Here is a 21644-nt window from a genome sequence, read left to right as displayed (position 1 = left end):
CAGAACGTGGGGGAACTGCGGACGGCTACTTGGCCTGGGAGATAAGTCGTCACCTCGAAACACAGCGCCGGGCCCCGGAGTGGGCGCAGGCGGAACTCAAGCAGGGTAAAGGCCCCTCCGGGGGCCGTGCAACGCGATAACTCACCCACACCCCGCTGCGGCTTGCCGGACCCGCCTGGTAACTCTTTGGTCCGCAAGATCCTCCGCAACTCCTGGGGCGGTCTGGCAGCCGTCGCGGTGGTACCGGAGGAAGTTGGTGCGGGCCGGATGGTCTTGTCGCGGAGCGGCCGACGCTGCGGAACTCGGGCTCCATCGGTCGTGAGGACAGCGGGCAGGGGTCTGCGTAGGTCGGTTGCTTCAACATGCGGCGGACTGTGCACAGGTCGGCGGCTTACCGTCTCGGGCTGATCGGACGGCCCGCCTGACGGGCGGGGCGGTAAAGATCTGGTGATGCCTCCCGCTCGGCGGGACGCACCCGAGATCGCGCTTCTGTGCAGGTCAGCGCCGGGTTTCTATGGGCCGGTGATCAGCAAGTCGGAGGTCCGCCCGTGGAACGGGTGGCGCTATCTCTTCCGTGGCGTGATGGTCGGTGACGGCCACCGCCGGTGGGCACGCCGCTGCGCGCCGCCCAGGACGAAGCCGGTGTCCCGCCCGGCGTGTGGAAGGGCCGGGGCCTTGCCGCGCTCGGCCTGACGGACGGGGACGTGGTGACCGAGCGGCAGGGCGAACTTCTCCTGGAGGAAGGCCGGCACCCGGACGCCGACCGGATCGAGCGCGAGCTCCTGGCGCAGGGCAAGAGCCCGACGCAGGCGAGGCGGGCGACCGTGCTGGGCAGGCCCATCGTCCACAACGCCTCGCCGAAGACCGACAAGGCGAAGGAGCGCACGCCGTGGCTGGAGCTGGACTTGGTCTTCCGGGCCCGTCGACGGCACACATCGCGTGGGCGCTCGGAGGTGACGAGACCCGGCTGGTGCTGGAGTCGTGCCAGGACGTCGCCCGGGACAAGACGCTGGCGTGATGGGAGGAGTCGGTCGCGCAGATCCGATGGGGGAGCGGCGGCAAGCACCGCCGGCCGGTGAAGGACGGGCCGATCGTCGCGGTGTTCCGGCACTACGAGTCCCGGGCTGCCGAATCCAAGCCACTGCTCCACGACCACGCGGTCGTGTCGATCCGCGCCCGGCGGCCGGACGGGACGTGGGGCAACCTCTCCGCGAACACGATGCTGGACCACATCGTCGCGGCCGACTGCCTCTACACCCTGCTGTACATGGAGGAGGTGACGGCCCGGCTCGGGTGGGCGTGGGCGTGAGCCCGGGCCGCCTGCTTGTCATGGAGATCGCCGGGGCCGACGGGCGGCTGATCGGCTGGCAGTCGACCCGCCGCCAGCAGTTCGAGGATGCGCTGTCCGTTCTCACGGACAAGTACGAGGAACGGCAGGGGCGCCCGCCGGGTTGCGGGCCGGCTACGCGCTGGCGTGCCAGGCTGCCGACCAGACCCGCCCGCCCGAGCGCACGGAGCTGCTGTCGCTGACCGAGCCGTGGACGCGGTGGCGGAATCGGCGGTCCGGGCGTTCGGAGCCTGCACCGTCTACGGGCTCGCCGAGCGGGCGCGGGCGCGTGCGGCGCGGCCGCGGCGGTGTGGGCCCGGGTCGCGGCGGTGGTCGATGAAGCGCGGGTCGTCGATGTCGTTCTGGTGGCCGTGGACACCGTCGTCGTGGTGTATGTGATGCGCGGCGCCTTCGCGTGCCGGCACCTGCTCGCCGAAGCCCGCCGCCACCTCGCCTACGCCCTGCGTGGCCGCCGCCATGAACCCGGGCTTGAGGAACGGATCGTGCAGGCGGCCCTCGACAACTGCACCCGCCCCGTCGGGCACGGCCGGAGGACGACCGCCGACCTGCGCGCCCTGTACCCGCGCGACACCGAGGACCAGGCCGTGCTGCGCCCGCTGGCCCGCAAGCGGACCGCCCCGCAGTACGAGAACAGGGACGAGGTCCCCGTGCCGGTGCTGACGCGCGGGGGCTGCATGGGCCAGGAGTCTCGCCGGGACGGGCGAGGCACGTCAATGCCGCAGGGAGCGTTGACGCGCGCGTAGTTCACATGATCAACACGAGTCGTCGGCAGGATGAAGCGGCTTGCGACGGGATGCGCCCGTGGGCCTTCGGCATCACCGGAAGACGGTGTGCCGCAAAGAGGCCGGCGTGGTGCCGTGCCAGCGCTGAACGGCTCGCCGCAGCGCGCGGGCGTCGGCGTACCCGGTGCGGCCGGCGATGGCTTCGACGCTGAGCTCCGTGTCCCGCAGGAGCCGCGTCACACGATCGCGGCGTACCTTGTCGACCTCGCTGCTCCACGTGGTGCCGTGCTCAACAAGGCGGCGCTGCAGCGTGCGGGCGCTGACGCTCATGCGCCGCGCCACCGCCTCCAGCGTGAAGTCTTCTTCGCCACGGGCGGATTCGAGCGCGGCGTGGAACAGATCCAGCCAGATGTGGAGTGGTCTTGCGCTGCTGAGGGTGTTCTCGGCGTGCTGCCGCAGGACGGGGGAGAGACCCGGCTGGGCGTGCGGCGACCGGACGGTCAGATCAGTGGTGAGAAAGGTGATCGAGCTGGTCGGCGCTTCGAAGTCGATTGCGCGGGTTCCGTACAGGCGGACCAGGGTGTCGTGCCGTTTCGGCGCTGCGGCGGCCAGAGACACCTTGACCGGAGTGAGTCCACGGCGGGCGGCTTCGCCGAGCCGTCTTCGGTACAGGCCGAGTCCGTAGGCACGTACGGCGCACGCCGCCTCGTGGGCCATGTCGGCACGGTTGCTGTGGCTGATGGTGACCTGCCCACCGTCCACGCTGACCTGCAGGTGGTCGCTGCCCGCGTCGGCAACGGTGGCGAAGAGGTCTGCCGCGTCCCGGATGCCCTGCAGGGGAGTGGGGGCGGCCGTGATCAGGTAGTCCCAGACGCCGAGCGCACCGACATGCGAAGACCCCGTCAGCAGCGCGGCGAGATCGGGCCAGTCCAGGCGGCCGGTCGCCAGCTCGGCGATGCGAACCGTGGTGGCGGAGGGTATGCGGCACCGGTCGTCGCCGAGGTACTCCGGCGCCAGGCCCAGGAGGTGTGCGTAGTCGACGTCCGGGACGCCGGCCAGTCTTGCCGTACCGACGCTCAGCCGGGCAAGGGCGGAGGACATGGTCCCGTGATGTCTAGCCACGTACGGAGATCATAGATCACCTCAAAGCACAAGATCGGCTACGGCTGTTGGCGCACTCTGTCCCCAAGACGGCGCGAGGTCCTGTGGCGCGGGCCCCCGGGGGCGAGCCGGTTGGCACCCCGTGTCCCCCTGGTGGCGCCTCCGGTCCCCGAGAAGACGGCCCGACGGCACGGAAGATGATCGACGTCGAAGTGCAGTTGGCAACGTCAGGGGAGAGAAGTGCGCAAGATATGGGGGATGGCGGCTGCCGCCGCTCTGGTGATCGTCGGCGCCGTGCCGGGAGGGAGCGCCGCGGTAGCGCCGCCGGCGGGGACGAACCTGCAGGTGCTGGACTGGAACATGTGCGACGTACCGCGCTGGGGCTGCGGGGAGCGGAAAGTCACGGAGAAGGTCGCGCTGCTGAAGCAGAAGGTGCAGGACAAGTATGTCCAGGCCATGCTCCTGCAGGAGGTCTGCCAGAGCACGCTGACCGAGCTCAAATCGCAGCTCGGTGCCGCGTGGAGCGTGAACTTCACCCCGTACCACTGGTCGCAGAAGGGCGCACTGACGGTCAGCCCCTGCGAGACCCTGCCGGGGACCAACCAGCCGAAGGACGCCGCCGACAACGTCGGCACCGCGATCGTGGTGAAGGCGGGCCTCACGGATCCGGTGCAGTACCCGATGCTGCAGCCTCAGACGGCGCTGGTCCCGCCGTTCCAGTGCGCGACGGCCACCTACTTCGAGGTCCGACTGTGCAACGTCCACTCCCCGCGCAGTGAGTCGGACCAGGACTTCCCTCAGCTGGATTACCGCGACGACTACCAGCTGGCGGTCAAGGACATCGTCGAGGACTTCCCCCAGGTCGTCTTCGGCGGCGACTTCAACACCCGTACGCCGGAGGCCGGGGCCGAGCACGCCAAGGTGTGGAAGCCGGCCGAGCTGTACGGGCTTCCGGGCGAAGCGGGTTACGCCGAGTGCGACCAGCAGAACTACCCGAACCGACGGACGGGCGCCCCGACCCACGAAGCCGGCGTCAAGCTCGACTACCTCTTCAGCAACCTCAAGGGCCGCTGGTGCGTCGTCGAACCCAAGGCCCCGGAAGGCGAGACGAACCTCTCCGACCACCGGTTCCTGATCTACAGCGTGGAGGTGACCCCGACGGCCACGGCCTGACCCGCGATCTCGACCTGCCGGCCTCGCTCCACAGCGGGGACCAGCGTGCGCGCCTGGGGGCGGCGGGGGTGGAGGCCGGACACGTACCCGAGCTTCGGGACGTCGGCCCGGTTGGGTGGCGGCGGTCTCCTGAGGGCCTGAGCGTCTGACGGCCTGACGGCCTGACGGCCCAACGGACGACGGCGGCCGAGGATGTCGTTGCCCAGGCCGCGGAAGCCGAGGTCGGCCAGTGCCCCGAGGCCGGCGGCGCGCAGATGGCCAGGATGAGGTCGTGGCGGGCGGCGGTGTTGTCGTGGGTACGGCCGGGCCAGGTGGCAGATATTCAGATCAGGCGACCGTTCTCGTCGGTCAGGGCGCGGGAGTGCAGGCCATGGCTGCGGTGCTTGCCGGAGCAGTTCCGTCGGTCGGCCTTGCCGGTGCGACACCTGGTGCCGATGAGGGTGCCGTCGATCAGGACCACCTCCCCGCTCTGCTTGGCGACCTTCCGCGGGGCACGCTCCAGCCGCGGCGCCTGGGAGGCGAGTAGTCCGACCAGCTCGTCGTGCCAGCGGCGGACGGTGACGAGGACACATCGTTGCCGCCGGCCATGTCGGCCAGGCGCTGATCATGGCGCAGTACGGCCAGGACGATCACCGCGATCTTCCCCGGCGGCAGGATCCGCCACCTGGACCGAATCGCCTTCAGAAGACGCCTCAGCAGATCGGCGAGTCCGTCCGGCCCCAGCGGGCAGGAACTGGGATGTGCCCGCGCTCCAGGGCCGGGAAAGGGTCAGGGCTGCTCGTCATCAGTGTGCCCAGGGCAGGCGAACCGCCTCGATTTCGGAGTCGTTCAACAACGCGTCGATGAGGGCTGGTGAACCGGCGACCTTGGTGGCCCACAGGTCGTAGTCGGTGCACAGGACCCAGGAGCGGTCATCGGCCCAAAGATTGGACGGGCTGAAGTCTGCTTCGGACTGGTCGTACAGGAGGTCGGCGTCACCGAGCTGACCCGCGCGCACGTGGAGGTTGTCGAAGTCGGTGGCTCCGAGCGTCAGCGGGTTGTAGTAGGCAAGGCAGCGGGTGTCCGGGCCTGCGGGGCTGTACTGGGTGAGGGTGGCGATCAGCCGGTTCCAGGTCTCCCGGTCCAGGCTTCCTTCGGTCGGTGGGACCATGCCCAGTGGCCAGCTGCCCTCCTTCTTGGCTGAGGGGAAGCAGCGGTAGGAGGGCATCAGTCCGTTGGGCACTATCGGGTCGCCGGTCCGCTGGGCGAGCTCGGTCCAGCGCAGCCGCCGCCAGCCAGAGCCGGGGTGCCGGGCACGGCCCAGACCTCCCCCCGTGGCGACGTTCACGGCGTCGAGATCGAGGCCCCCCACAATGTGGGGCTGGGTGCTTCCGTCGGCAAGACGTGCCTGGTGGTACTCGTCGTACGACACTTCGGTTGGTCCCTGCTCGTGCTTGTACATGGCGTTGAGCACCCACGCCGCGTCAGGCATCGCCGGAGGCATGAACCCGCTCAGGCCGTCGCCACACAGCTCCAGCAGCCAGTCGGTGGCCCCAGGCGGCACGAGCGGCCACAGGTTGGACATCGGGTTCGGTTCCTCGGGCATCCGCTCATGGTCGCAGGTGCGAATCCGCCCTCCTGTGAGGGGCCGAGATAACGAGACGTACCGCCCTGCTACCGCGACGTTCCTCCTTGACATCGCCGGTTTCGGCTCGCTATCAGATCGCGGTCAAGGGGGGCGGTGACGGGGATGAAGACGCGCGCGGCGACGTCCAGGAGCAGCCGGTGCAGCTCCGGGCCTGTGTCGTCGGCGACCTGGCAGGCGGGGTCTATGTCGGCGGCATGGATCGCCCGGACGTAGCGAAGGCGTCGGCGACGTCTTCCGGCTCCATCGGGGCGAGCGGCGTGGTGACGGTGTGGTCGGGCATGACAGCTCCTCACGTGCGGGCCGTCCGACTGATCGCGGCGGCCTCGGAACCGATGCCCGGGTGGCGGCCCTGTGAACAGAGGCCGGGCGCCGGAGAGGGAGAACTCTCCCTCTCCGGGTTTGTCCTCTGACATCGAAGTTGGATCAATTGTCGTTCAAGATGGTCGGGCTGGATCCTCTGGCCTATCTTCTGCGCGCCCTCGTCACCAGGAACGCCACTCCGACAATGACGATCACAGCAATGGCGATGATCCAGAAGGGCGGGGAGCCCTGTCCTGCTCCTTTGGCCAAGAACTGCATGTGCGACATGTCTTTCCTGTCCATCCGTAGCGACTGTCTGTGGCAGTCGGCCGAGTACCGGATGCACGCGTACCCCGTGAACCCGTCCAACTTCGTTGGCAGACGGCTCAAGTGCACTGGCACAGGACAGGGTTGATCACGATGCGGTCACGGCGGAGAGGTTCTTCGAGGTCGGCGTCACACGGAGCCCGATTGCGCACCTGTAGAAGGTGGACGGCGGATCGGCCCGCCCCACCTCCAGGAGCATCCCTTGGCGACCGCCGGCGATCCTGAGCAGCCCATTGACCCGGCCGAACAATCCCCCTCCGTGGACGCCTCCATCACCCCCTCCGTGCCCCGTCGTTAAGGGCCGGGAGTTTCCGCAGGTCAGCCCTGGTGGACAGGGGGTCGCCGCAGGTCCGACAACCCTCATGTCCCAAGGCGTCCTACTCACAGGAAGAACTCGACAGGGCCCCGGCGGAGGGAACTGCTGCAAGCGCTGGGGATCTTCCAGAGGGCGACGCCCGATCAGTGGTGGAAGCTGACCCGTCCGGACAACCAGCACGACAAGCTCGTACGGGACACCCTGCTGGATCTTCAGGACCGCCGTCTGGTGAGGGTCGAGCTTGTCCGGGAGGACCAGCGGCAGGTGTGGGTGCTGACCCGGCGAGGCCACGGCGAGGCGAAGAAGTTGCTGGAGCCGAAGGGCATAAGCATCTCGGCGTTGCGCGAGGAGAAGTACGACCCGGACACCGGGCAACTGCTCGGTACCAGCTACGACGACCACACCGCGGCGGTCACGTCGACGGCCACCGAACTGCACCGTGCCGGGATCGGGCACCGGCTCGGCTTCCAGACGGAGATCGGGCAGGCACCGGCTCGCGGACGGCTACGTCCAGCGGGCGGACCTGGCGGTGCGGGCGCCGGAGGCGGGGGTGCCGGTGCTCACACCGAAGACAGCCTGGTCGCGAGCCGGCCCGCCCTGGCCGCCGAGACCGGCAAGACCGACGGCTGGTGGGTCCAGGCGATCGGCAACGCATCGCCGCGCACCGTCGACTTGTACGTCACCTGCGGCTGACCAGGCACCCCTGCCACCCGGCGGGCACCAAGACGTGCGTCGACTTCCGGGAGACCGGCCAGAGAGCCTGCGTCCAACTGTGACGACACCGGCGGGGAAGCGCGAACCGCGGTGATGATGTTCTCCGTACCCGGGTCGACTCCCCGACCGGTGAAGCGGACACGATTCCGCTCCGGCCACAGCACGGCGCGGGCTACTCACCTGCGGCATCAGCGCTGCCCTTCACGGCGAGGACCTCCGAGACCGGGCAGCCCCATGCCGCTCCCCGGTCCGGCGGGGCGCGAGTAACCTTCCCGATGCGACCAAGAAGTCACTTTTCGACTACTCGGACGACCATTGGGGAGACGCGGACCCTGCGCATGCCACGTACAAGGAGATGAATGGATACCTCCGAGGAAACGGCGACCTGGGAACCCCCGACGTCCTCCGTAACATCGACGAGGTCGACAGGGCTCTCGCCGGTCGCCCGCTGCCGGAAGACGTCATGGTCGTCCGTGGGCAGGGGGTGAGCCACTTCGGTGTCGACAACCCCGGGGATCTGGTCGGGAAAACCCAGACCGATCCCGCCTACATGTCCACCTCGCTCGGCGATCATCCGGTATCGGCCTTCAAGGACAAGCCCGGCATTCTTCACCTCCGCGTCCCCGAGGGAACCGACGCCATCTGGATGGAGAAGGTCAGCCATTTCGGCATGGGCGAGCGGGAGCTCCTGCTCGGACGTGGGACGAGCTACAAGGTGACACGGGCCTTTGAGGACGAGAACGGCCAGTGGCACATCTACGGGGAAGTTCTGCCCCGGGGTTGAGGAAGGTACAGCGAATGATCGTCGAACAAAGGGGACAGTTCCGCTTCATCAAGCGGACGACCCCTCCGCACACTTTGGACTACGGTCCCGTGATTCAGAAGGCGGGCCCTCCGGAATACGCCTCTCACACCCGCGAACCCGTGCAGTACGTCGCCGTGGCTGATACCAGCGGGACGGTGATCGGCTACGTGTGGATCAACGACAAGGACGCGGCCGCGAGCTTCGAGCCGCGAAGGGTCCACCCCAACCACGGTGGCGGGTGGATCGAGCGGCTGCGTGACGCCAAGGCGCGTGGCCTCGCTCCGTCCGAAGCGCTGGCCGAACTGACCCGGAACCCGCTCACCCACAGCCACATCGTGCCGGGCTCCCTCGCGGAGGCACCGAGCTCCGCCGCCGTCAGAGACCTTGCCGGGCACCCGCCCAAGGAGCGCCCGTGGCACGCGGCCACGGGGGTGCTGCTCGGCCTCGCACTCGGCGATGCCATGGGCTACCCCACCGAGTTCCTCACGATGGAACAGATCACGGCCACGTTCGGCCCCTGGCACAAGATGGAGATGCCGCTCTCCGAGGGCGATGTCGTGCGGGTGACCGACGACACCCAGATGACTCTGGCCGTCGGGGAAGCCCTGGCGGAGATCACTACAAGCCCCCGCGAGACGGGAGGGGCTTGGGGAGCGCTGCAGCCCGTCACCCCTGCCCAGGTCGAGGCGGCCCTGCGCAAGCACCTCGTGGCCTGGCTGCGCTCTCCGGACAACAACCGGGCTCCCGGGCAGACCTGCCTGAACGCCTGCGCCGCACTGGAGCGCGGCCTCCCCTGGCAGGACGCCACGGTCATCAGCTCCAAGGGCTGCGGCGCCAACATGCGCGTCGCCCCCGTCGCCCTCGTACCGGGCCTGACGGCCGAGCAGCGCTCGGGCATCGCACAGTTCCAGGCGGCCATGACGCACGGCCACCCCACCGCGCTCGCCGCCAGCGACCTGACGGCCCACACCATCTGGCTCATCCTCCACGGCTGCGCCATGGACGATCTCCTTCCCCAACTTCGCTCGTACGCCCAGGAGTCGCGGCACACCTATCACTCCGACTGGCTCGGAGACCTGTGGCGCAAGGCAGGGGCTCCCGATCCCGCGTCGTACATCGCGTTCGGATGGGACGAATGCCTGCGCGCCCTCGACAAGGTGGCCGAGGCCCTGCGCGAGCCGGTCATGGACCGGGACCCCAGCGAGGCCGTCGGGGCCGGCTGGGTCGCCGAGGAAGCCCTGGCGACGGCCCTGTACTGCTTCCTCCTCGTCAAGGGCGACGCGCGCGGGTCGATCATGCGAGGAGCACACTCGTCAGGGGACTCCGACTCCATCGCCGCCCTCGCCGGCGCGTTCGCCGGGGCCAAGCACGGAACCTACTACTGGCTACCCGAGTGGATCGAGGTGCTGGAGTACGACGACCGCATCCGCGCCCTGAGCCAAGGCTGGGACTGAGGACCGAGGTGGAACGTATCGCCACAGAGGCGTCCCCGGCCCCGGCCGGGGCGCCGCACCCCACCCGGCAGGCGACCGCCTGGCTCCGCGCGGTCTACGGCGGGCTCGTCGAGCTCGCCGTGCCCCACCCCGTGCACGAGACCGACACCGCCTGGCTGCTGTCCTGCCACGCCCTCCCTCAGCCCGGGTACCCGCGATCGCCTATGCTCGCGGCCTCGCTCGTCGTGCCCAAGGACGGCGGCTCCCCGTTCCACCCGGCAGAGGGCACGAGCGCCGCTTCGGCCGGACGGAGCGGCACTGTGGTCCGACCAGTACATCAGGGCCACCGGCGGGCCGTCCCTGAAGGCGATGCCGAGAGGGGCGTCCCGGCCCGGGTGGCGCAGGTGCGCCACCCGGGCCGGGAGCTCAGACGATCGCGTACGTGAAGGTGTACGCGACGGAGGTGTCCCCGTGGCGGTAGGTGAACCCGCCGGAGCCCGTCAGGCCGGCCAGCTCCCCGGTTCCCGAGCCGGGGACCACCTCGAAACGGCAGGTGGTGCCGGTGGCGTCGAAGCCGCCGCGCTCCTCCAGGACGAAGGTGCCCTTGCGGCCCTCGACGCCGCCCGAGAGCAGTTCCATGCCCGAGTAGGTGCCGACGTTCTCCCCGGTGTAGGCGATCGTGTACGAGCAGGAGGTCGCGGCCGCCTCGATCCCGCCGGAGAAGGCGTTGGTGACCGTGGCGTGGGCGAGGCTCGGGGTGGAAGCCGGGGAGCCGACGGGCTGCTCCTGCCAGTCGGCGAAGGTGAAACGGCCGGTCGTCTCACCGGTGGTCGGCGTGGGCATGCGTCATCCTCTCGGCTGGCCGGTCGGTCTCCTCCGCCCGGCATGCCCTCAGCCTGGCAGCCGTACCTGACACCTCCTGTCAGGTACGGCATCCCGTACCGCGACAATGGCCGCCATGCGCGCCGACCGGCTTCTCTCCCTGCTCCTGCTGCTCCAGAACCGCGGCCGGATGACCGCGCCCGAACTCGCCGACGCGCTGGAGGTGTCCGTCCGCACCATCTACCGGGACATCGAAGCCCTCGGCGCCTGCGGAGTCCCCGTCCTCGCCGACCGCGGCCCGGACGGCGGATACCGGTTGGCGGACGGCTACCGCACCCGCCTCACGGGCCTCACTGATACCCAGGCCGCCTCCCTCTTCCTCGCCGGCGCCCCGGGCCCGGCCCGGGAGCTCGGCCTCGGTGCCGACCTGGCCGCCGCCCAGCTGAAGCTCCAGGCCGCGCTGCCCGCCGCGCTCGCCGGCCGGGCCAGGCAGATTCAGGACCGCTTCCACCTCGACGCCCCCGCCTGGTTCCGGGACGCCGACCCCGTGCCGCACCTCGCTCAGATCGCCCAGGCCGTCTGGGACCAGCGGATCCTGCGCACCCACTACCGCCGGTGGCGCGGCGAGGTGCACCGCGAACTGCATCCGCTCGGCCTCGTCCTCAAAGGCGGCATCTGGTACCTCGTGGCCCAGACTGAGGGGGCGGTGCGTACCTACCGCGTCTCGCGGTTCCTGGCCGTGGACACCACCGCAGACGACTTCGAGCGGCCCGCAGACTTCGAACTCGCAGCCTACTGGCGCGTGTCCACCGACCGTCTCGACGCCGCCCTCCACCAGCAGACCGCCGACCTGCGGCTCTCGCCCCGCGGGCGGCGGCTGCTCCCGATGAGGTTCGGCGCCGCGGGGGAACGGGCGCTCGCACAGGCCGGCCCGGCCGACGCGGAAGGATGGGTACGGATCGCCCTCCCGGTCGAATCCGCCGCCGTCGCGGTCGGCGACCTCCTGCGCATGGGCGCGGACGCCGAGGTGCTCGGACCACCCGAACTGCGCGCCGCCCTCGCGGAGACGGTCACGGCCCTGGCGCAGCAGTACGGGGTGCACACCTAGGTGCATTGACCCGGAGCGTTGTTGACGCGGCTGATGGGGGGGGTGTCCGTCGAGTGCGGTGTGGCAGCGGTGGTGGTTGTAGGTGTGGAGGAAGTCTGCCAGGGCTTCGGCCCGCTCGGTGTTCGAGGTGTAGGGCCGCAGGTAGGCCCACTCGTCCAGGAGGGTGCGGTTGAAGCGTTCCGCTTTGCCGTTGGTCTGCGGCCGGTAGGGCCGGATCTTTTTATGGACGATACCGGCTGAGGCGAGGTTCTGGGTGAAGAGCTTCGACTTGTAGCAGGCGCCGTTGTCGGTCAGGACGCGTTCGACGGTCATGCCGTGGGCGGCGAAGAACGCGTTGGCCCGGCGCCAGGTGTGAGTGGGTGGTGGGGTGGCAGTGGGTGGGCGTCAGCGGGATCGTGATGCGGATGTCCTGGTAGAGGGCGCGGGACGGGTTGTGCTTGCTGTCATGTGATGACCAAGCGGCTGATGCTGGGTGGCTAGCAGGTCTGGTTGCGGCTGTCATGAGTTTCGCTGTTCCTGTGTGAGGGGCGGGCGGGGTCGGGTGGGCTGGGCTGTATGACGGTTCACGGGGCGGCGGGTGTGGCCGAGGGCGGGGCAGGATCGGCTGGGGCTGTGCCGGCCGGGCGTGTGTCGTTGGCGCGGGGTGTGGTGGTACGCCGGCTTCTCGCGGTGGACGGGCAGGGAACGCTGACTGCGCTGCATGTGCGGATCGCGGCGGAGCTGGCGGGTGTGTCGGAGCGGACGGTGTGGCGGTGGCTGGCCGATGGGCGCCGGGGCTTCGTCGAGGCACGGCCGCGACAGGACGGGTTTTCGCTGAGTGACGCTTTGTGGGAGACCCTCGCGCAGGTCGGCGGGAACGTCGCGGAGTTGCGCCGCAGGATGATCCAGGCCCAGGAAGAGGGGACGCTGGAGGGGTGGGGTGCGCAGTGTGTGCCCTCGCTGCCGACACTGCACCGGGTGATCAAGCGGGATCTGAGGGCGGGCCGGGTTCTTGAAGTGGCGCGTCCGGCAGGGGCCCGGGCCGGGCTGGAGCCCAGCCGGTATGACCGGGCGCTGGCGGATCTGGGGCTCATGGACGGGCAGGGTGGTCCGCTGATTGTCGACGGGCCGCCCGCCGACGGGCCTGTTCCCGAGGGCGGGGCTCCGGATGCGGGCGCGCGGGGCGGTGGCGTGCGCTTGTACGTGCCGGGGGCCCGGCTGGTGTCGACTCGGCAGGTGGCCGCTGTTGTGGAGGCGGTGGGGCATACGGTCGCGGCGCGCGGGATGTGCTGTGTGTACGGGGACACGGGCCTGGGGAAGACGGTCGCCGTCGAGCAGGCGTTGCGTCTTCTGCCCGGCCGGGTGCCGGTGTGGCGGATGGTGGCCGGTGTGGCGCCCGGTCTGCCGCAGCTTCGGGCCTCGCTGTGTGAAGCGTTCGGGATGCAGTCGGGGGCGCTTGCGCACCGGGCCGGGTCGGCCAGCCAGGCTCTGGTGCGGGCACTGGCCGAGCCGGGTGTGCTGTTTGTCGATGACGCTCAGCGGCTGACGCCGCCGCTGCTGGACTATCTGCGGCAGCTGTGGGACGCGCCGGGCTGTGCGGCGGCGCTGGTGCTGTGCGGTGCGGGAAGCGAGCGCGCCCTGGCCCGCGCTTCGGCGCTGCGCTCGCGCGTGCTGACCTGGCACCAGGTCGGCCGGCTCGAGGCGTCACAAGTGCCGCAGACACTGACTCTGTTCCATCCCGTGTGGGCGCAGGCGGACCCGGACGACCTCGCGCGGGTGGACGAGCAGATGGCGCGCGGCAATCTCCGCACGTGGGCGAAGATCACGTCACATCTCTACGCGGCCCTCGAGCGCGATCCGGCAAGGCGTGTGGACCGGGAGCTGATCGAGCAGGCCTGCGCGCGTCTTGGCCCCTACCCGTGACGGTCCGCGTTGCGCGAAAGGCTCATGTACGGGGCCTCACCTGCTCCAACGAGGTGAACGAGGGCGTGCTCATGGAAGCGGACGAGAACGAAGGGGACATGGCGTGGACGGACAGTCGCTGCCGCCGCCGGACGATCCGGCGGGTGTTCTGGGTAAGGAGGCCCTGACGGCGTTGCGGACGCCGGCGGTGCGTCGTCTGCTGGCGCTGCGCGCCGAGCGGCGCCTGTCGCGGGGGCATGTGCGCCTGGCCGGGGAGTGCCTGGGCGTGTCGGAGCGGACGGTGTGGCGATGGCTGGCTGAGGCCTCACGTTCGCCGCAGGCAGCGCTGCGCCCCGGGGAACGCAGCGGTGACCGGTTCAAGATCACCAGGGAGATCCGGGTGCTGCTGGCGTACTGGCACGGCAACGCTTCCGCGGTCCACCGCCAGTTGGTGGCCCGGGCCGAGACCGGCCCACACGGCCACGGCGGTCAGCCGACGACCACGGCTGCATCAGCGGCTTCTCCCGCGGGCGCCCCGCCGGTCGCAGTGCCGTTGCTGGACCCGGTGCCGTCGCTGTCGACGTTCCTGCGCGCGGTGCGCCGTGACCTCACCGCGGGGGAGCGGGCCGGTCTCGCCGCGGGACCGGACGCGGCACGCGCCCACGATGTCTTCGGCAAGCGGGCGGCGTCCTGGCGCAATCACATCTGGGAGGCCGATCACGTCCAGGCACCGCTGCTGGTTGATGCCGATGGTGACCTGGTGCGCCCGTGGGTGACCTGGTTCATCGACACCGCCACCAAAGTCATCACCGGCACCGCGGTCACTCCTGGCGTCCCTTCCCGTGCCTCCGTGCTGGCGGCGCTGCGTGCCGCTGTGCTGCGCGAGGAGCCCTACGGTCCTGCGGGAGGGACGCCGGAGCAGGTGGGGGTGGACCGAGGCAAGGACTTCCTGTCCACCGCCGTCATCACGGCGTTCGGCACGATGGGCGTGACGGTGAAGGATCTGCCGGCCTACAGCCCCCATCTCAAAGGCACAGTGGAAAACCTCAACCGGGCCGTCGACCGGATGCTGTTCGCCGCCCTGCCCGGGTACACCCTCACACCCACGAAGCACCGCTCAGGACGGCGAAGCAAAGGCGCGGTCCGCAAGCCGGAGACGTCCGGTGCCATGTCGTTTCAGGACTTCACCGCGGAGGTGCTGGCATGGACCCACTGGTGGAACACCGAGCACCGCCCCCAGGCGCTCTCCGGCCGTACGCCGCTCGAGGCATGGCAGGCCGACCCGACCCCTGTCACCGACATCCCCGCCGCCGACCTGTGGACCTTCACCCTCGAGGACGACGGCCGGGCGCGGAAGCTGACCAGCCACGGGGAGCGGTGGCGCGGGCGCACCTACATCGCCCCGTGGATGACCGGCCAGGCCGGCCGTACCGTCACCGTGCGCTACATGCCGCACCACGATCACGAGATCGACATCTGCGCCGCGAACGGCAAGTATCTCGGGCCCGCGCATCTCGCGGACGCGGCTACCCCCGAACAACTCAAAGCCCTGCGCACAGCCCGTGCTGAGCGTGCCCGACGTCTGCGCGCCGAGGTGAAAGCCGCCGAGACGCTGCGCCGGCAGCGCTTCGCCCCGGCCACCACGGCCGGGCCGGCCCAGCGACTGGGAGCCCTCACCTGCGCTCAAGCCGGGGACGAACTGGCCGCCGCCGAGCACACCGACGCCTCGAAACTGGCGCTGCCGGACCTCATTCCGCCTGCCGCGCCGCCGGCCGACTGGCGTACCCCTGCCTCCCTGGCCGCACTGACCACACCAGGCCCGCCCGTCCGGTACCCGTATGGACATGACGGTGCTTCCGCCCCGGACGGCCCGGGCGGGCGGGCCGCACCTCCCACCACCGACGAAGACGGAGACGCCTCGTGAGCGCGGCCACCTACCAGTACGTCGACCTGCCCGACGCCTCCGTGGTCACCACTGCCGGGCCCGGCCCACCGCCCGTGCGGTGCGCTACGAGTTGTTCACCGCGCTCGACCTGGCCGGCGAGCCACCGCGCCACCCCAGCGAGTTCGACCGCCTGCTGAAGACCGCCCTGGCCGAACGCCCCCGTACCTTCCTCGTCGACGAGGCCCAGTGGCTCAACGGGGAGGCGTTCGAATACTTCCGCTACCTCTGGGACGAACCCTCAACCCAGCTCGCCATCATTTTCGTCGGCGGCGCGGGCTGCCACACCGTGCTGCGCCGCGAACCGATGCTGTCTTCCCGTGTCTTCATCTGGCAGCAGTTCACCCGCCTCACCCCCGACGAGGTCCTCGAGGTGATCCCGCTGTTCCACCCGGTCTGGGCCGACGCCGACCCCGAGGACATCACGTTCGCCGACAGCCACGCCGCACATGGCAACTTCCGCGCCTGGGCCCAGCTGACCGCCCACACCCGCACCGCCCTGGCACGCACCGGCCGCCCCCGCGTCGACCAAGAGCTGCTGCGCTGGGCCTTCAGCCGCCTCGCCTGACCACACCGTCAATGCCTCCCGCCCCGCCGCTGCCTTCCGTCACCGTGGTTCTCGACCGTCACGACGACACGCTGCACACGCACACCGCTCTGGCCGCCCACCACCCGTCGTCCGGCCGGATCACCCTGCACCCCGGCCCCGGCACCACCAGCGAGACCGGCCTTGCCCACGACCTTCTCGCCGCCCTGGGCAAACCGCCCCTGCTCCCGGGCCGCTTTCCCGCCGGGCGCCAGCCCGCCTGGGAAGCCGCCAACGCCTGGATGACCGCCCTGCCCGTTACCCGGCTGACCGTCCTGCGCGCCCACCGCCTCACCGCCCGCCGCACGATGCGCCTCCTGGAGCTGCATGCCCTCACCGGGATCCACCTGACTCTGGTCTGCCATCGCCCCCATCTTCCCGCCGCCCTGCACCAGGCCCTGCAGACGGCCGACTACTCCCTCACCACCGACTTCGACGCAGCCCGCCGCCACTACTACGGCACACCGGTCACCGAACCCCCACTCGCAGACGAGCCCGCCGGGCCGACCGGCCGGTGGCTCACCCTGCCCGCACTGGACCGCCTCATCTCCTACGACAGCCCCCGCCCCTGCACCGACCCGTGCACCCCGCCCCCGATCGCCTGGCGGCACCGCCCACCGCCCGCTCCTCTCACCGCGCACACCGCCCAGCAAGTCGCCCACCGACTGCACGCGGCGACCGCACATCCGCGCCTGGCCGCGGCCGTCGCCGCCGCACTGTTCACCGGCGCCTCCCTCCAGCAACTTGCCACCGCCCGCCCCCGCGACTACGACACCGCCGCGGCCACGCTCGCCCTGCACGACCGCGCCCGCTACACCGACGGCTGCGCCGCCCACCCCGTACCGCCCTGGGCGGGCGTCTTCCTGCGGGCCTCGGCTTGTTTCACCCGGCTTACCTCCGGTGAGGACCAGGAGCTGCTCGTCGGGCCAGGTGACCGTGGGCACCTGCTCCGCGTGGCGGAGACGGCCAGGCTGCGCCCGCCCCAGCCGCCCGCGGCTCGCCGCAAAGGCCCGGTCGGCCGTGTGGAGTGGGACTGGCGCGAGCGGAAGGAAGCCGAGAGGTACGAAGCAGTTCCGACCAGTCGCGTCAGGCCCTCACGACGCTGAACACCCTGACCTGTGACGCGACGGGCCGGGCTCAGCCGATCGAGATTTCGGCGAACGCGACGTCGCTGAATGCGATGTGCAGACCGTGGGCCCGGCGGCCCCAATCGCGAAAGTAGGCGTGTCCCAGCGCGCGGGCGAGGATCACCGTCTGCTGCTGCTCGCCCGCGCCGGCATCCCGTGCGGCGAAGAGCTCCCGGGCTACCTCTCCCGGCAGGTCCTGGGTGATCCACCGCACCCGCGGGTCGTCCGAGGACCCTGCAGGAGCCGCGAACCCGAATCGCGCCCTGGTATGGAAGACGAACCCCTCCGCCTCTGCCTGGGCACGCCGACGGGCCCGTACTCGCGGCTGCCACCGAGCCAGGACCGCTTCCTCGATCGCTCGCACCTGCGTCGGACCCGGGGGACGACGCGCTCCTGGTTTCATCGTCACCCACCGCTGCACGGTGCGCTGCGAGACCCCCAGCACGGCGGCCACCTGCCGGGTGGAACCCCGATGCGCCGCCAGCAGAAAACGCAGGCGGGCCTCGGTGCTTGAGGGAACGGGCCGGGTGCGCAACGCGCGCTCCAAACCCTGCTCGATCTGTCCCATGCCCGCCTCTCGAAGCGGCTGGCCGGCGGGGCCGACACATGCAGTCCGTTGCGTCAGTTCTCCCACGTCGTCTGCCCCTGCCTGCCAGTTTCTGCAAACTCCAGACAGCGCTGGCTGACGCAGGCTACGAGCCCCTGGGTGAGCATCCCGATAAGCCGAAGGAACGGGTCACGACAGACGCAACCGGCATCCCAGTGCTGTCCTTCTGGTACCGAGCCCAGGGCGAGGCGGGAGAGCTCCGCCGGGAGAAGACCTGGCGTGCCCCTCCGACTGCGCCTCGTCCACGACGCCGTCCGCTAGCGCCGGTTCCGGAGGCCTCACTGCCGCGCACCCCGGCGGGAGGCTGGGGGAGCAATGCGCCCTCAGGGGGGGTGGGGTGCTTCGCAGCAGCCACAGGATGATCCTTGGGCCTCCGGAGCGCTACAGAAGAAGATCAGCAGTCAGCAGGCGTACAGCGACGAACCTCCCTTCTGAGCACGGACCACCCGGTCTGCCCGGCACTCATACGACCGGGACCGCTGTGACTACGCCCACCGCATCCCGATCGTGGACAGCAGCTTCACGCGTTCCGGGGACAGCGTCGCCGCCCGGGAGCGCTGGTTCCCGACCCATGCCCCGAGCCGGATCTCTCGTTCCTCCCGCTGCTCCTGGTCTTCGCCGACGATGATCCGTTCGATGTGCTTGCGCGGCACCTGTAGGTGCCCCTCGCGCTCGTAGAACTGGCGGGCGGCGGCGTAGTTCATGGCCCACTTGTCGGCCTGCGACCGGCGCGGTTTCGGCTTCTCCTCCTCGGTGGCGGGTGTGATCCCGAGGACGTGCTCACACATCCATTGCTGCACGGTGGTGAGGTTGTCCCAGCCGAGCCGCTGCGCCCGCACCCATCGCCCGAGGTCCTCGCCCTGGTGCATGACCTCGCCGGGCTCGGTCGGCAGTGTGCCGCCGGCCTCCTCGAGGTGGAGCCGGACGAGGTGGAAGGCGCGTTGCCATTCCACCGGCCAGGCCGGGCACCAGGAGGGGTCGATGTCCTCCAGCTGCTCGCGCCGCTCCTGCGACAGGGCGCCGGACCAGGACTCCACCGGCAGACCCTCGGCCTGGCGCTGTTCGAGTTCCTGGGCGCGCCGGGCGGCGGCGCGGGCGTTCTTCAGCCAGGTGCCCACCCGGTAGCCCTGGTGCGTGGCATCGAGCGGGGCCAGGAGGTGCCCGTTCACCTCGGCCCACCCGCGCGCGGCGGACAGGCCCTCCTCCCATGCGACGTCGTAGTGGCTCCACACCATGCCGAGCTTCTCCAGCTGCGCGATGCGGTCTTCGTCCATGTCCCCGCGGGCGTAGAACCGGCGAGCGTCGGCGATCCACTGCCCGAGCGGGAAGTTGGCGAGCGAGGCCGGCCACCCGATCCCCTCCGCCTCCTCGCCCTCCGGCACGCGGTACGTGAACGGCACGCGAAGGTCGCCGTGCTCGCGCGCTAAGATGACGGCGGCCTCCACCCCGCGCCGCCAGTGCTCGTGCTCGGGGTTGAGGACCCGCAGGTTGATGAACGCCGCCAGCTGCGCCGGGTCGCGCGGCGTCGAGAACTTCAACAGCTTCCGCGCGGGCGCCGACGGCCCGCCGGACCCGTTCCCCTCACCCCGGCTCTCTTGGCCCCCGCTGCGGCTCTGAACGCCCCTGACACGGCTCTGGGCCTGCTGCTCGGCGAGCTGCTCCACCACTCGAGCGTCGTGCGCCCTGAGCGCCTCCAGGAGCTTGGCCAGCCCACCGAACGCCCTGGAGGTCAGCATGTTGTCCGGTGTCTCGCCGGGCCCGAGGAGCACCGGCACCACGAGGGACGCGACCTTGCCTTCGCCCGGGTGCATCCGCAGCGCGCGGCCGACGGCCTGGACGAGGTCGGGCATGGAGCCGCGGACGTCGGCCCAGTAGACCGAGTCACATTCCCGGGTGTCCACGCCTTCCCCGAGTACCTTCACCGAGCCCAGGAAGCCCTTTTCCACCACCGTGCCGTCCGTGGCGATGCCGGAGGCGAACTCATCGAGGACCCGCCGCCGGTGGCCCGGCTTGTGGTCGCCGCACAGCCAGTCCGCCCAGATCGTCTTGGGGTACAGCTCGGGGTCCGCGGCGTGCAGCTGCGTGGCGACGTCGGGCAGGCCGGTCGCGAACGCTTCGGCTTCCTTGACGACGTGGTGGAAGACCAGCGTCCTGCGGAAGCCTTCCTCGGCCGACGCCTTGAGCAGCGCGGTCTGGAGGGCTGCGAGCCGGGCTCCGCGGACCTCGTCCGAGCGGCCTTCGGCGCCCAGGAGCTGCGCGGCCTGGAGCTGGGTGTCGGTGATGTCCACGCACACCACCTGGTAGGGGGCACAGATTCCCCGGTCGATCGCCTCCGACAGGGTCAGGGTGAACGCCCGGCTGCCGAAGGGCCCGTCCGGGTCGTCCTCCATGCTCGCCACGAGCTCACCTGGCGCGCCCTGGTCGGCGTCCTCGTCCAGCTGCCACAGGCGGGGCGTGGCGGTCATGTAGAGGCGGCGCAGTGACGGGATACGGGTGTTGTCGTGGACGACCGCCCACGGCTTGCCCAGCCGCCCCGAAGTTCGGTGCGCCTCATCGACCACGATCAGGTCCCACCTGGGAAGGCCGGCGGCGTGTGCGCGCTCCAGCGTGCCCAGCCCGAGGGAGGCGTACGTGGCGAACGCGGTGACCTTGTCGAAGGGCCGCACCCAGTCGACCAGCTCGTCCACGTCCGTGGTGTTGGGGAAGGACACGTCCTCGCCCCGCAGGGACGAGACCCCGATCATCGGGCCCGTGCGGCCGGCCACGCGCCACGCGGCCTCGGTCTGGGTGAGCAGGTCCAGTGAGGGGACGAGGACCAGCACACGGCCCGCACGGAGCTTCTCCGCGCTGCGGGCCGCGACCCGGGTCTTCCCGGACCCGGTCGCCATGATCACCTGAGTCCGCAGACCCCTCCCGGGCGCAAGCGATCTTGCAGGCAATTCGAGGGCACGGACAACCGCGTCAATGGCTTCCTGCTGCGCCGCCTCACGCTGATCGGTTCGGCTCGTGATCGACATATCTGTCTGCCTTCTCCTGGGCTCTATGGGGCTGGAAACGGGAAACCTGCACGTAGATGGCGTGCGATCGGCTACGGTGAACCTCACCGGAACCCGGTCAAAGCCTCGGTCCAGTAGCGGGGGAGCTAGATCGAAAAGCCGATTCCTGACCTTAGTAGTGGTGCTGTCTGATACCAGAGTATATCTAGGCCCCTAAAATGAAGCACCGGACCGAAAAATCACGCGGAAGCCCGGACGGCAGGCAGGCAAGCGGACCAGAGACCACACCAGCCTTCCCCCCGGTGGATCGCCTGCTTGGGGGTACACGGGCCGGCATGGCACCGAAGAGCGAACACTCCATGTCCCTGCGGGCCGTACGCCAGCTGCGCCGGACCCGCTCCTTCTACACAGCCGGCGTCCTGTTGTGGGCGGCTGCAGCGGCCTGGACGGGATGGACTCACCCCGGAAGCCGGCAGATGTGGGTCTCCCTTCTCCTCCTGGCCGTCTTCGCAAGCCTGCTCGCCACCACCTCCCTGTGGCTGTACCGCCTCCAAGCCACCCCGATGCACCGGCCGGCCCATCACGCCCGGCCCCGACGGGCCGTCACCCCCCGCCACGCAAACGCCTGAACCCCACAGCACCCCCCACCCTGTAGCCAGCCCGGCCCGCGCCAGCGGGCCCAAAGGCCCTGAAGGCGCAGCCGAAGGAC

General features: G+C 70.4%; 16 protein-coding genes and 2 pseudogenes. 11 read left to right on the top strand and 7 right to left on the bottom strand.

Annotated features, from left to right (window positions below; translation table 11 throughout):
* Positions 1–582: 582 nt before the first annotated feature.
* Positions 583–1977, top strand: a pseudogene (mobF, locus tag ABD954_RS00090) (MobF family relaxase); the annotation flags it as partial.
* Between the two features lie 186 nt (positions 1978–2163).
* On the opposite strand, the gene ABD954_RS00085 reads toward mobF, so the two are convergent.
* Positions 2164–3171, bottom strand: a complete 1008-nt coding sequence (locus tag ABD954_RS00085; protein WP_345483611.1) for a helix-turn-helix domain-containing protein — start codon at positions 3169–3171, stop codon at positions 2164–2166.
* A 258-nt stretch (positions 3172–3429) separates the two neighbouring features.
* Between ABD954_RS00085 and ABD954_RS00080 the strand changes: the two genes are divergently transcribed.
* Entirely contained in the window at positions 3430–4344 is a 915-nt protein-coding gene (locus tag ABD954_RS00080) for an endonuclease/exonuclease/phosphatase family protein (RefSeq protein WP_345483610.1), read from the top strand.
* Between the two features lie 322 nt (positions 4345–4666).
* Here the strand turns inward: ABD954_RS00080 and ABD954_RS00075 are convergent, their stop codons facing one another.
* Together ABD954_RS00075 and ABD954_RS00070 are read right to left on the bottom strand one after the other, a co-directional pair.
* Positions 4667–4804, bottom strand: coding sequence for a hypothetical protein (locus ABD954_RS00075; RefSeq protein ID WP_345483609.1), 138 nt, complete (start codon positions 4802–4804; stop codon positions 4667–4669).
* 324 nt (positions 4805–5128) lie between these two features.
* On the bottom strand, positions 5129–5929 hold the full coding sequence (locus ABD954_RS00070) for a hypothetical protein (RefSeq protein WP_345483608.1): 801 nt from the start codon (positions 5927–5929) through the stop codon (positions 5129–5131).
* A gap of 1213 nt (positions 5930–7142) precedes the next feature.
* Between ABD954_RS00070 and ABD954_RS00065 the strand changes: the two genes are divergently transcribed.
* From ABD954_RS00065 to ABD954_RS00055, 3 genes are all read left to right on the top strand, one after another.
* Positions 7143–7607 carry a hypothetical protein gene (locus tag ABD954_RS00065; protein ID WP_345483607.1) on the top strand — a complete coding sequence of 155 codons (465 nt, stop codon included), beginning with the start codon at positions 7143–7145 and terminating at the stop codon, positions 7605–7607.
* Positions 7608–7815: 208 nt separating this feature from the next.
* Positions 7816–8412 (top strand): ADP-ribosyltransferase, encoded by a 597-nt coding sequence (locus tag ABD954_RS00060; protein WP_345491852.1) that lies wholly within the window; start codon positions 7816–7818, stop codon positions 8410–8412.
* Between the two features lie 452 nt (positions 8413–8864).
* A complete protein-coding gene (locus tag ABD954_RS00055) occupies positions 8865–9887 on the top strand; it encodes an ADP-ribosylglycohydrolase family protein (RefSeq protein ID WP_345491851.1) in 1023 nt (340 codons plus the stop codon).
* 405 nt (positions 9888–10292) lie between these two features.
* Here ABD954_RS00055 and ABD954_RS00050 read toward each other — a convergent pair whose 3' ends face one another.
* Complete coding sequence (locus tag ABD954_RS00050) at positions 10293–10709, bottom strand: DUF3224 domain-containing protein (RefSeq protein ID WP_345483606.1); 417 nt, start codon at positions 10707–10709, stop codon at positions 10293–10295.
* 115 nt (positions 10710–10824) lie between these two features.
* On the opposite strand from ABD954_RS00050, the gene ABD954_RS00045 reads away from it, so the two are divergent.
* The gene (locus ABD954_RS00045) at positions 10825–11796 is read left to right on the top strand and encodes a helix-turn-helix transcriptional regulator (protein ID WP_345483605.1); all 972 of its coding nucleotides are present in this window, start codon (positions 10825–10827) and stop codon (positions 11794–11796) included.
* Here the strand turns inward: ABD954_RS00045 and ABD954_RS00040 are convergent.
* Positions 11793–12144, bottom strand: a pseudogene (locus tag ABD954_RS00040) (integrase core domain-containing protein); the annotation flags it as partial. The gene ABD954_RS00045 and the pseudogene ABD954_RS00040 overlap by 4 nt on opposite strands.
* Before the next feature lie 264 nt (positions 12145–12408).
* Here ABD954_RS00040 and ABD954_RS00035 point away from each other — a divergent pair.
* The 4 genes from ABD954_RS00035 to ABD954_RS00020 all read left to right on the top strand — a co-directional run bounded on the left by ABD954_RS00035 (position 12409) and on the right by ABD954_RS00020 (position 17311).
* Positions 12409–13698 carry an AAA family ATPase gene (locus ABD954_RS00035; protein WP_345483604.1) on the top strand — a complete coding sequence of 430 codons (1290 nt, stop codon included), beginning with the start codon at positions 12409–12411 and terminating at the stop codon, positions 13696–13698.
* A gap of 187 nt (positions 13699–13885) precedes the next feature.
* Positions 13886–15601 carry a Mu transposase C-terminal domain-containing protein gene (locus ABD954_RS00030; protein ID WP_382746112.1) on the top strand — a complete coding sequence of 572 codons (1716 nt, stop codon included), beginning with the start codon at positions 13886–13888 and terminating at the stop codon, positions 15599–15601.
* A gap of 79 nt (positions 15602–15680) precedes the next feature.
* Complete coding sequence (locus ABD954_RS00025) at positions 15681–16187, top strand: AAA family ATPase (protein WP_345483602.1); 507 nt, start codon at positions 15681–15683, stop codon at positions 16185–16187.
* A gap of 44 nt (positions 16188–16231) precedes the next feature.
* Positions 16232–17311 carry a hypothetical protein gene (locus ABD954_RS00020; protein ID WP_345483601.1) on the top strand — a complete coding sequence of 360 codons (1080 nt, stop codon included), beginning with the start codon at positions 16232–16234 and terminating at the stop codon, positions 17309–17311.
* Positions 17312–17342: 31 nt separating this feature from the next.
* Here ABD954_RS00020 and tpg read toward each other — a convergent pair whose 3' ends face one another.
* The gene (gene tpg, locus ABD954_RS00015; RefSeq protein WP_345483600.1) at positions 17343–17900 is read right to left on the bottom strand and encodes a telomere-protecting terminal protein Tpg; all 558 of its coding nucleotides are present in this window, start codon (positions 17898–17900) and stop codon (positions 17343–17345) included.
* Between the two features lie 524 nt (positions 17901–18424).
* Positions 18425–20956, bottom strand: a complete 2532-nt coding sequence (locus ABD954_RS00010; protein ID WP_345483599.1) for a DEAD/DEAH box helicase — start codon at positions 20954–20956, stop codon at positions 18425–18427.
* A 314-nt stretch (positions 20957–21270) separates the two neighbouring features.
* Between ABD954_RS00010 and ABD954_RS00005 the strand changes: the two genes are divergently transcribed.
* The gene (locus ABD954_RS00005) at positions 21271–21564 is read left to right on the top strand and encodes a hypothetical protein (RefSeq protein ID WP_345483598.1); all 294 of its coding nucleotides are present in this window, start codon (positions 21271–21273) and stop codon (positions 21562–21564) included.
* Positions 21565–21644: the final 80 nt, after the last annotated feature.

Source organism: Streptomyces roseoviridis (genome assembly GCF_039535235.1).
GTDB lineage: Bacteria > Actinomycetota > Actinomycetes > Streptomycetales > Streptomycetaceae > Streptomyces > Streptomyces roseoviridis.
This window is presented reverse-complemented; position numbering and strand designations above follow the sequence as displayed.